Genomic DNA, 8,235 nt, shown 5'->3' with positions numbered 1-8,235 from the left:
CTAGGAGGCCGCTGAACAACGCCGGTTTTGGGGTTGACGCTCGGCTGGGTGTGTCGGCCGGGCGCCCGGCTGGGTGTGGTTTCTGGCGTTCGAGGGCGTGGGTGGGCGGCGCTGGGCGTGCCCGGGGTGGTGCGGGGCTGTGTCGAGGGCTTCCGCTGTGGTTTCCGGGGGTCAGCCCGCCGGGGTGAGGGCCCAGGTGCCGGTCGGGGTACGCGTGAGGCCGAGTGTGAGTAGCCGGGTGAGGTTGACGGTTGCCATGCGTAGGTGGAGCCACTGGTCGCCCGCGGCCTGGCCGCGGTAGCGCAGCCGGCGGTGGCGGCCGTGGCCGATGAACCAGGCGATCGAGCGTTCGACCATGGGCCGGTGCTGCCGGTAGGTCTCGCGCAGGGGCTGGTCGGTGGCCCACTGCTCGCGGGCGGCGCGCAGGACGGTGTGGTGGGGGTGCAGTTCGAGGGCGCGTCCGGTCCTGTTGGTGGTGCAGCGGGCGCGTAGCGGGCAGCCGCGACAGCCCGCGCCGAACGTGACGTGGCGTTTCGGGCTGATCTTCCTGGTCAGCCCGTTCGGGCAGGTGACCGTGCCGGTCTGCTCGTCGACGGTGAAGTCGTCGAGGGTGAACCCGCCTTCCACCGCGGGGCGCAGCCCGACCGGCCTGCTGACCAGGGTGTGCCCGGCCTGGGCCAGGTCGGCCCGGGCCTGTCCGGTTCCGTAGGCCGAGTCGCCGAGGATCTCCAGGTCGGTGGCCGGTTCGTCGGCGAGCAGGCCGACGGCGACGGCGGCTTCCTGGTTGTCCTCGCCGGTTGCCTTCGTGAGCTTCCCGTCGGTGAACAGGCCGGTGTCCGGCTCGACGACGACGTGGCCCTTGTAGCCGTCCTGGCGGTGGCTGACGGTCTTGTGGACGTGCCGCGCCTGCGGGTCGACGGTGGAGATCACCCGGTCCGGGGCGACCTTCCGCGCGATCCGCCACCGCCCGTCGGTCCCGTCGGAGCCCTCGGCCGGCTCGACGTCCTGCCCGGCGACCAGCGCGAGCAGGCCCAACGCCCCGGTGGCCGTCTCGTCGAGGTCCCGCGCCTCGGCGAACGCGGCCAGCACGGCGCGCGCGTCGCTGACCAGCGCCGAGACCAGGCCATCGCGGGCCGCCGGGTCCTCCCAGTCGATCCGCGGCTTGCCCGCCTGCGCGTAGTCATGCGCCGTGCACCGCTCGGCGACGACCTCGCCGGCACCGGGGACCTGCCGGACGGCCCGGCGGATCGCCCCGACCAGCTGGGTGACCGTGTCCTGGGTCGCGACCGCGTCATCCAACACCATCGAGTCCACCGCCCGGCGGGTCTTCCCCGCCAGCACCCCGGTCTCGGCGACGATGCCCCGCACCGCCTCGAAGATCCGGTTCGGCCGATCCGACCGCGCCAGCCGCCCCCGCCAGTACGTCAACACCGTCGGGTGATAGCCCTCATGATCCAACGGCAGCCCGCAGGCGACCTTCCACCGCAGGTCACACCGCAGCGCCTCCATCGCCTCCCGATCGGAGAACGCGTGCAGGCTCTGCAACACCAGCACCGACGCGGCCACCTCACCCGGCACCGACGGCCGGCCCGTCACCGACGGGAACAGATCCACGAACAGACCCTCGTCGAACATCACCCGACGGTGCTCCGCCAGCAGCCGGTACATACTGCCCGCCACCACCAGATGCCCGACCAGCGCATCGGCGTCCAGCAACTCCCGGTCCGACCGGCTCCTCCCCAACACCAACCAATGATCCCAAACATCATGATCAGCGCCGGGGAGGCGCGCCGACGTTATTCAGCGGTCTCCTAGGCGACGGTGGCGACGCTGCCAAGGCTGGTGGCGGCGCGGAACGGTGGCGGGCGGGGATTTCAACATCGTTCCGCCGCCTCGTATCTCGTCAGGCCGTGGCGTGGTTCAGGGACGGCGGATGCCGGATCAGGTCCGCTCCGCGTTCAGCGATCATGAGGGTGGGTGCGTGGGTGTTTCCTCGGGTGACTGTCGGCATCACGGACGCGTCGATGACCCGCAGGCCGTCGACGCCCCGCACACGCAGGTCCGGGTCGACAACCGAGCGCTCGCCGGTACCCATCGCACAGCTGCCGGCCAGGTGGTACATGGTCTGCGTCCACCGCCGGATCAGGGCGGCGTACGACGCATCGTCGGGAGCGTCCTCCTCAGGCAGGTACGGCGATGCCAGGAAGGGGGACAGCGGCTCGTGGGTGACGAGGTCGTGCAGCCGGCGCAGCCCGGCGAGTACCTGGTCGAAGTCGTCGCCCTCGTCGTAGATACCGAGGTCGAGAACCGGCTGGTCGTCCGGATCGGCCGACCGTAGCGAGACCGTGCCGCGGCTTCGAGGCGTCAGCAGGCTGATGACGGCGCCGAAACACGGCGCGTCCGCTCGGCCCTGCCCATCGTCGAAGAATGCCGTCGCGCCGGCGTACACCTGGAAGCAGGGGGCCGGATCGGCGTCATCCAGGGAGAAGAACGCCGCGGCCTCGGCGATGTTGGAGGCCAACGGGCCGCGTCGCTCGCGCTGCCACTGAAGCATCGCGTCCTCGGTGCCGGCCATATACGCGAGGTCGGTGGTCTTCCGAGTCCGCCAGGCCAGCGGCACGGTCGGATGGTCGTGGAGATTCGCTCCGACGCCCGGGATGTCCACGACAGGTCGAACCCCGTGGTCGCGGAGGTGGTCCGCCGGACCGATGCCGGAGAGCAGGAGCAGGTGCGGTGAGCCGACCGCTCCGGCGCTCAGCAACACCTCGATCTCCGCCCGGACAGTGTGCTCGGCGTTGCCGCACCGGTACGCGACGCCGACGGCCCGGCCCTGCTCGGTCACTATCCGGGTCGCTCGGCTGTCTGTGGCCACTGTCAGGTTCGGCCGGCCCATGGCCGGACGCAGGTAGCCATCGGCGGCCGACCACCGCCGGCCGTTACGGCAGGTGACCTGATGCAGGCCAGCTCCCAACATTGTCGGCCCGTTGAAATCGTCGTTGCGGGGCAGTCCCTGCGCGACGGCTGTCTCCACCCACAGGCGCGAGAGATCGTGCACGTAGGCCAGGTCCTCGACGTGCTGGGGGCCGCAGGTTCCGTGGGCCCGGCCCGCCAGCCGCGCGTTCTCCTCCGACCGGACAAAATACGGCAGGACATCGTCATAGCCCCACCCCCGCGCGCCGTGGGTGTCCCGCCACCCGTCGAAGTCGGACCGGTCTCCCCGAATATAGATCATCGCGTTCATGGACGAGCTGCCACCGAGCATGCGACCACGCGGAACGCGGACGGATCGACCGAGGTGCGTCTGCGGAACGGTCGAGTAGCCCCAATCGACCGACGTGCCCATAAGAGCACCGAACGCGGCCGGAACCCGAATCTGCGGCAGGTCGTCGGCTCCCCCTGCCTCCAGCAGCAGGACTCGGGTCGAACCGTCCTCCGTCAGCCGGTTCGCCAGCACGCAGCCAGCACTTCCCGCGCCGACCACGACATAGTCGTACGAGGCCATCGCGTCCTCCAGGTTGTGCTCGCCGTGACGGACTCCTCACCTGGTCCCCTGCCGGTCCGGACTCCCCGGGCGGGCAGCCCTCGACCGGTCAGAGAGGGCGGCAGCAGTCGGCGTCAACCGTGCCGGCGAGGAGCGTGCCGAGCTCGGCGGAGAACCTCTGCGCGGCGCCGAGCGGACGATGATGCACGGCGACGTGGATGATCTCGCCTCGCCCGTTCGTCGTCAGGACGGTCACACCGGCCAGGGCCATGCCGTCGAACGCGACCGCGTCCCACTCGAGGTAGACGCGCTCGCCGCTCGTGACCTCACGACGGAATGTCACCGAATCGTAGATGGAGCTCGCGGCTTCCAGCACCCGGACGGCACCCGCCCGGCCCTCCAACGGGCGGGCGAGGACAGTCGCCTCCACGACGACGTCCGCCGCGAACGCCTCGGCGAACCGAGCGGCCTCGCCGCTGAACCCGCTGCGCCACCGCTGGGACGGCGTCCGAAGCGCCGCCCGGGCCGCAGCGCGGCGACGGGCGGGAGCGCTCCGCGCACGAAAGCGCGCCGGACGAAACACCACCCTTCACCCCCTTCGTCCCCCGGCATGGCCGCGAAGGGCGAGGAGATTCGCCCCACACCGCCACACCATTGGACGGCAGCCCATTCACGACGGCAAGACGAACCATCCCGCCACGCCATATCCGCAAGCAGACGGCTTTGGACCTTGAGGATCGGGAGCGGCTCAGCCCGCGGGACCGGCTGCCGCTCAACCCTGACGCCTCCGTGTCAGTCGATCGTGTGGTGTTGGGTGTACCCCAACTCGACACGACTTCAGCGCAGGGCTGGCGGCGCGCGTCGCGCGATGAGGATGTCCGGCAGTGGTCCGGTTGCTGGGATCTCGATGAGCTTGTCGAGTCCGTTCGCCTCCGGCACCGGGTTGCAGACGTCCCGGGGCTACCGGTCCTTCACGGCCATATGATCATGCGTACTGCCGTACGGCGGCGGCGAGGCGAGGGAGGAACGAGCGGCCGAAGACCTTCGCGCCGGAGACCGCGATCACGGCGAGGTACGCGTGCAGCCGCCACAGTTCGCGCCGGTCAGGGAAGCCCGGGTCGATCGGGACGATCTCCGCGTACGCGCGGAACAGTTCCTGGCCGACCGGGGAGAAGTAGTCGACGAGTGCCAGGTCGGCCTCCGGGTGCCCGTAGTACGGGGCCACGTCGATCACCGCCGCGCCGTCCGCCGTGCTGACGAAGTTGTTCTGCTGGGCGTCGCCGTGCTGCAGCGCCGGCGCCGGGTCCGGCCCGCACAGTGCGGGAAGCCGCGCCGTCACCCGTTCCGTGCCGCACCATCGTCTCCACCGAACTCCGGTCCGCGCGACCAGGCCCCGTCAGCGAGGAAGAGTTCGGCAGGCTACGCGATTCAGCGAGGAATATACAAGACGGAATATTCCGAACACGACTCGACGTCACCAGGGTACCCGAGTGGTACTACCGCCGCCATCGCTCCAACGACGAACAGGACTTCGCTGACACAGCGGAAGGCCACCGTCGCCGCCTGGCCACCCCTCCGCAAACGTCTCCGTAAACCGTCCAGATCTTGAAAGGTCGGGGTTTGGCTATGGCGGCTCCAAATCAATGGTGAGGTCAGCCTGGCCGATGAATCCGTTGATCAGATCGAGCCGGTGCTGAACGCGTTTGAGCGGCGTCCTAGCGTAAGTATTCGGAAGTCCCGTGATTGGGTATGCCAGCGGGCGGCGTGACCGTGTTCGCGGTGACGCCGTTATGGTGGCTGTTCCGGGTGCGGTTATCCGGGCGGGGGCGGCTGTGCCCAGGCGCGGAGGTCTCCGGGGCCGGCATGCGAGGGCAGGAACCGTTCCAGGTCCGGGCCGGCGAGGGGCTTCCCGTGGTTGCGGCCGCATTCGTCGAGGTATGCGGTGAGGTAGGTCAGGACGTTCAGGCCGGCCATCTGCGCGGTGGCGGTGACGGTCCAGATGCGGGCGGCGAGCCGTGCGGCGTCCTCGTTGCGGGAGCCGTAGGCGTTCTTCCTGGTCACGACGGGCCGGCGCAGGGCGCGCTCGGCTGGGTTGTTATCCAGCCCGATCATCGGGTAGTCGCGGTGGGCGGTGAGGCCGTCCCATTCGCGGTCCAGGGTGGCGAGCGCTTTCTTTGCCGGCTCTTGCAGGCCGGGGGCGGTCATCTGCTTCTTCCGGGCCTCGTCGATGACGGTGATCGCCTCGTCCCAGGCGGCGCCGGCCTCCTCCAGCCGGGCCGCGGCCGCGGCGGCTTCCCGCGGCGCGGGCGCGGCGGCCTGCGCCCACGCGGTCATGAGCTGCGCGTGCGTCGCGTACAGGTCCCTGATCAGCTCCAGCCACGCTGCCGTCCAGTACCCCAGCTGGGCGGGGTTCGCGTCGCCGGCCCGCACGAAATACCTTCGGATGTGCGCCCAGCAGTAAAGATTGACCAGGCCGCCGGCTTTCTTCCCGGCGGACTGGTAAACGGCGTAGAAGTCGCTGGAGATCACCAGCCGCCGCGGCCCCCCGTCATCGTCATCCGGGGTGAGCTGCCCGGTCTTCTCGTCGATGCCCGCATGCCGGGCCAGGACGGCCCCTGACCTGGTGGCGTCCATGACGAAGCAGGCGGTATCAGCGCCGAGGAAGACCCACAGCCACCACCTGGCCGGGCCGTCCCCATCGCTCGGCGCGAAGACCCGCCAGGTCGTCTCGTCGGCGTGCAGGTGCCACGACCGGCGCGACCGCGCCGTGATCGCGTCCTCCAGCGGGGCGAGCAGCGCCCCGGCCTGCGCGCAGGCCCCGGCCAGCGTGCCCGGCGCGACGTCCGCGCCTTGGCGGGCCAGCCCCGTCACCAGCGAGTTCATGCTCCGGCCGGCCACGAACCGCTCGGTGAAGAGCATCGCGATGAACGCGTTAGTGAAAAGGCCCTTGCCGATCGCCTTCGGCGGGCCGGGCGCCGTCGCCGTCGCCGGGACCCGGCAGGAGCAGGCCCGCCGGTACCGGCGCCGGCAGTCCGCCCGCACCCGCACGATCACCAGCCAGTCCAGCTGCTCCGCCACATGATCGCTGCCCAGCCCCGTGAACGGCGTCCCGCACTCAGGGCAGCAGTACCCGCCGCCCTCGAAATCCCAGACCACCTCAACCCGGGGCAGGTGCGAGTAATCCCGCCGCCCCGCCCGCGCCCCCGGACCCCGCTTCTTCCCGCCCGTGCCGCTCCCGCGCAGATCACGGTCCTGTCCCGCGTCCCCGCCGCCGTCCGCAGACGGCTCGGGCCGCGCCCGCTCTGACGACCGCCCGAATACCATCCGCTGCAGAACGGCCAGGTCAGCCCGCAGGCGCTCCAGCTCAGCCGCCTGCTCCGCGCCCTCCGCCCGCAGCCGCGCGTTCTCCTCGCGCAGCCGGCCGTTCTCCTCGCGCAGCTCAGCCGCCAGCCGAGCCATCTCCCGGTTCGCATCCAGCGCAGCAGCCAGCACGTCCCGCAGCGATGCCTCAGCACCCTCCGAATCCGGGACAACGCCGGCCGTCACCGTCACGCAGCACAGCAAACACCCTCAGCAGCCGCAAATCACGCACCACAAGCCAGCGTGTCGCAACCCACGCGCCCATACCCGGCCCCCAGCCAGAGCAGGCACCGTCCGCATATCCTTTGCGGCACAAAATGGATGACTCCGCGTCAGGTCACGATCGACGACCGAAGTACGCTGCCGCAGGGGTGCCCGACCGCTGGGGAGGACCGATGATGGACCGTGGCGAAGTGTGGTGGGCACTGCTCGATGAGAAGCGCCCGGTGGTGCTCCTGTCACGAGACGGGGCTGAAGAACTGCGGGCGATACAGGTCGTCGCTCCCGCAGGCACCGACATCACTGATGTCGGCATCGAGGTCAGGCTGGGCAACGGGGAGGGACTTGCGAACGAAGGCGTCGTACGTGTTGCCCTGCCCCGCACCGGGTTTATCCCCTGCACCTGGCTGGTCACCTTGACGCGCGACGACTTGATCGAGCAAGCCGGAAGACTGTCACCGGCAAAGCTCCACGAGCTCGCGGACGCACTTCGGCTCGCCCAACTCGAGTAGCCCCACGCCGACGGCAAGCGCAGTCACCTTCCGCGCAACACAGATCACAATCACCGACTGGAGTAATAGGCACCAGCGACCCTGCCACAGGACTTCCGAATACTTAGGTCCTAGCCGCGGTTGCGAGCTGGTCGACGGTTCAGACGGTGTGGTTGCCCAGCCGGTGTTTGACCTGGGCCCAGACTCGTTCGGTCAGGTTGAGCTCAGGGGCCTAGTGTCTCGTGATTCTGTTTCATTTATATGGTCGTTCGGCTAGAATGGTGGTGTGGAGCTAACGGCGGATATGCGGTCGGAACTGCTGTCCATGGTGAATGACAGCAACGTTCCTGCGAATGTGGCGACGCGGGCACGAATCGTGCTGTGGTTCGCCGACGGCCTCCAGAAGAAGGACGTCGCCGAGCGTGCTGGGGTCTCGCTGCCGACGGTCTATCTGTGGCTGTCTCGTTATGAGAGCGACGGCGTCGACGGACTGGTCGACCGGCAGCGCGGGGCGCCGCGAGAGCAGGTGCCGGCGCGGATCCGCGGCCGCGTCCTCGCGCTGACCCGCACCACGCCGCCGGCGGAGACGGGTCTGACGCACTGGTCGAGCCGGGAGATGGCCAGGTACGTCACCCGCACCACGGGGACATCGATCTCGTGGCACTACGTGGCCAAACTGTGGCG

Annotated in this window: 8 protein-coding genes; 3 read left to right on the top strand and 5 right to left on the bottom strand. The window is 69.8% G+C overall.

Going from position 1 to position 8,235, the window contains the following annotated elements; translation table 11 throughout:
- Window positions 1-171 precede the first annotated feature (171 nt).
- The 4 genes from BCD48_RS19290 to BCD48_RS19275 all read right to left on the bottom strand — a co-directional run bounded on the left by BCD48_RS19290 (window position 172) and on the right by BCD48_RS19275 (window position 4,820).
- Window positions 172-1,746, bottom strand: coding sequence for an IS1182 family transposase (locus BCD48_RS19290; RefSeq protein WP_071046611.1), 1,575 nt, complete (start codon window positions 1,744-1,746; stop codon window positions 172-174).
- A 157-nt stretch (window positions 1,747-1,903) separates the two neighbouring features.
- Window positions 1,904-3,502: a GMC family oxidoreductase gene (locus BCD48_RS19285; protein ID WP_071049831.1), complete on the bottom strand. Its 1,599-nt coding sequence runs from the start codon at window positions 3,500-3,502 to the stop codon at window positions 1,904-1,906.
- A gap of 88 nt (window positions 3,503-3,590) precedes the next feature.
- On the bottom strand, window positions 3,591-4,067 hold the full coding sequence (locus BCD48_RS52345) for a hypothetical protein (protein WP_198543308.1): 477 nt from the start codon (window positions 4,065-4,067) through the stop codon (window positions 3,591-3,593).
- 399 nt (window positions 4,068-4,466) lie between these two features.
- Window positions 4,467-4,820: a fructosamine kinase family protein gene (locus BCD48_RS19275; RefSeq protein ID WP_071049830.1), complete on the bottom strand. Its 354-nt coding sequence runs from the start codon at window positions 4,818-4,820 to the stop codon at window positions 4,467-4,469.
- Between BCD48_RS19275 and BCD48_RS55740 the strand changes: the two genes are divergently transcribed.
- Complete coding sequence (locus BCD48_RS55740; protein WP_157910530.1) at window positions 4,799-5,074, top strand: S-4TM family putative pore-forming effector; 276 nt, start codon at window positions 4,799-4,801, stop codon at window positions 5,072-5,074. The two genes, BCD48_RS19275 and BCD48_RS55740, sit on opposite strands and share 22 nt — an antisense overlap.
- Window positions 5,075-5,293: 219 nt before the next feature.
- Here the strand turns inward: BCD48_RS55740 and tnpC are convergent, their stop codons facing one another.
- Window positions 5,294-7,033: an IS66 family transposase gene (gene tnpC / locus BCD48_RS19270; protein ID WP_241841858.1), complete on the bottom strand. Its 1,740-nt coding sequence runs from the start codon at window positions 7,031-7,033 to the stop codon at window positions 5,294-5,296.
- A gap of 203 nt (window positions 7,034-7,236) precedes the next feature.
- Between tnpC and BCD48_RS19265 the strand changes: the two genes are divergently transcribed.
- Both BCD48_RS19265 and BCD48_RS19260 read left to right on the top strand, forming a co-directional pair.
- Window positions 7,237-7,572, top strand: a complete 336-nt coding sequence (locus BCD48_RS19265; RefSeq protein WP_241841857.1) for a type II toxin-antitoxin system PemK/MazF family toxin — start codon at window positions 7,237-7,239, stop codon at window positions 7,570-7,572.
- 265 nt (window positions 7,573-7,837) lie between these two features.
- Window positions 7,838-8,235, top strand: a 398-nt coding sequence (locus tag BCD48_RS19260) for a helix-turn-helix domain-containing protein (protein WP_206745020.1), incomplete at its 3' end; no start/stop codon positions are given.

Source organism: Pseudofrankia coriaricola (genome assembly GCF_001854805.1).
Lineage (GTDB): Bacteria > Actinomycetota > Actinomycetes > Frankiales > Frankiaceae > Pseudofrankia.
Note: the sequence above shows the minus strand (reverse complement) of the source record. Positions and strands in the feature narration are given on the sequence as shown.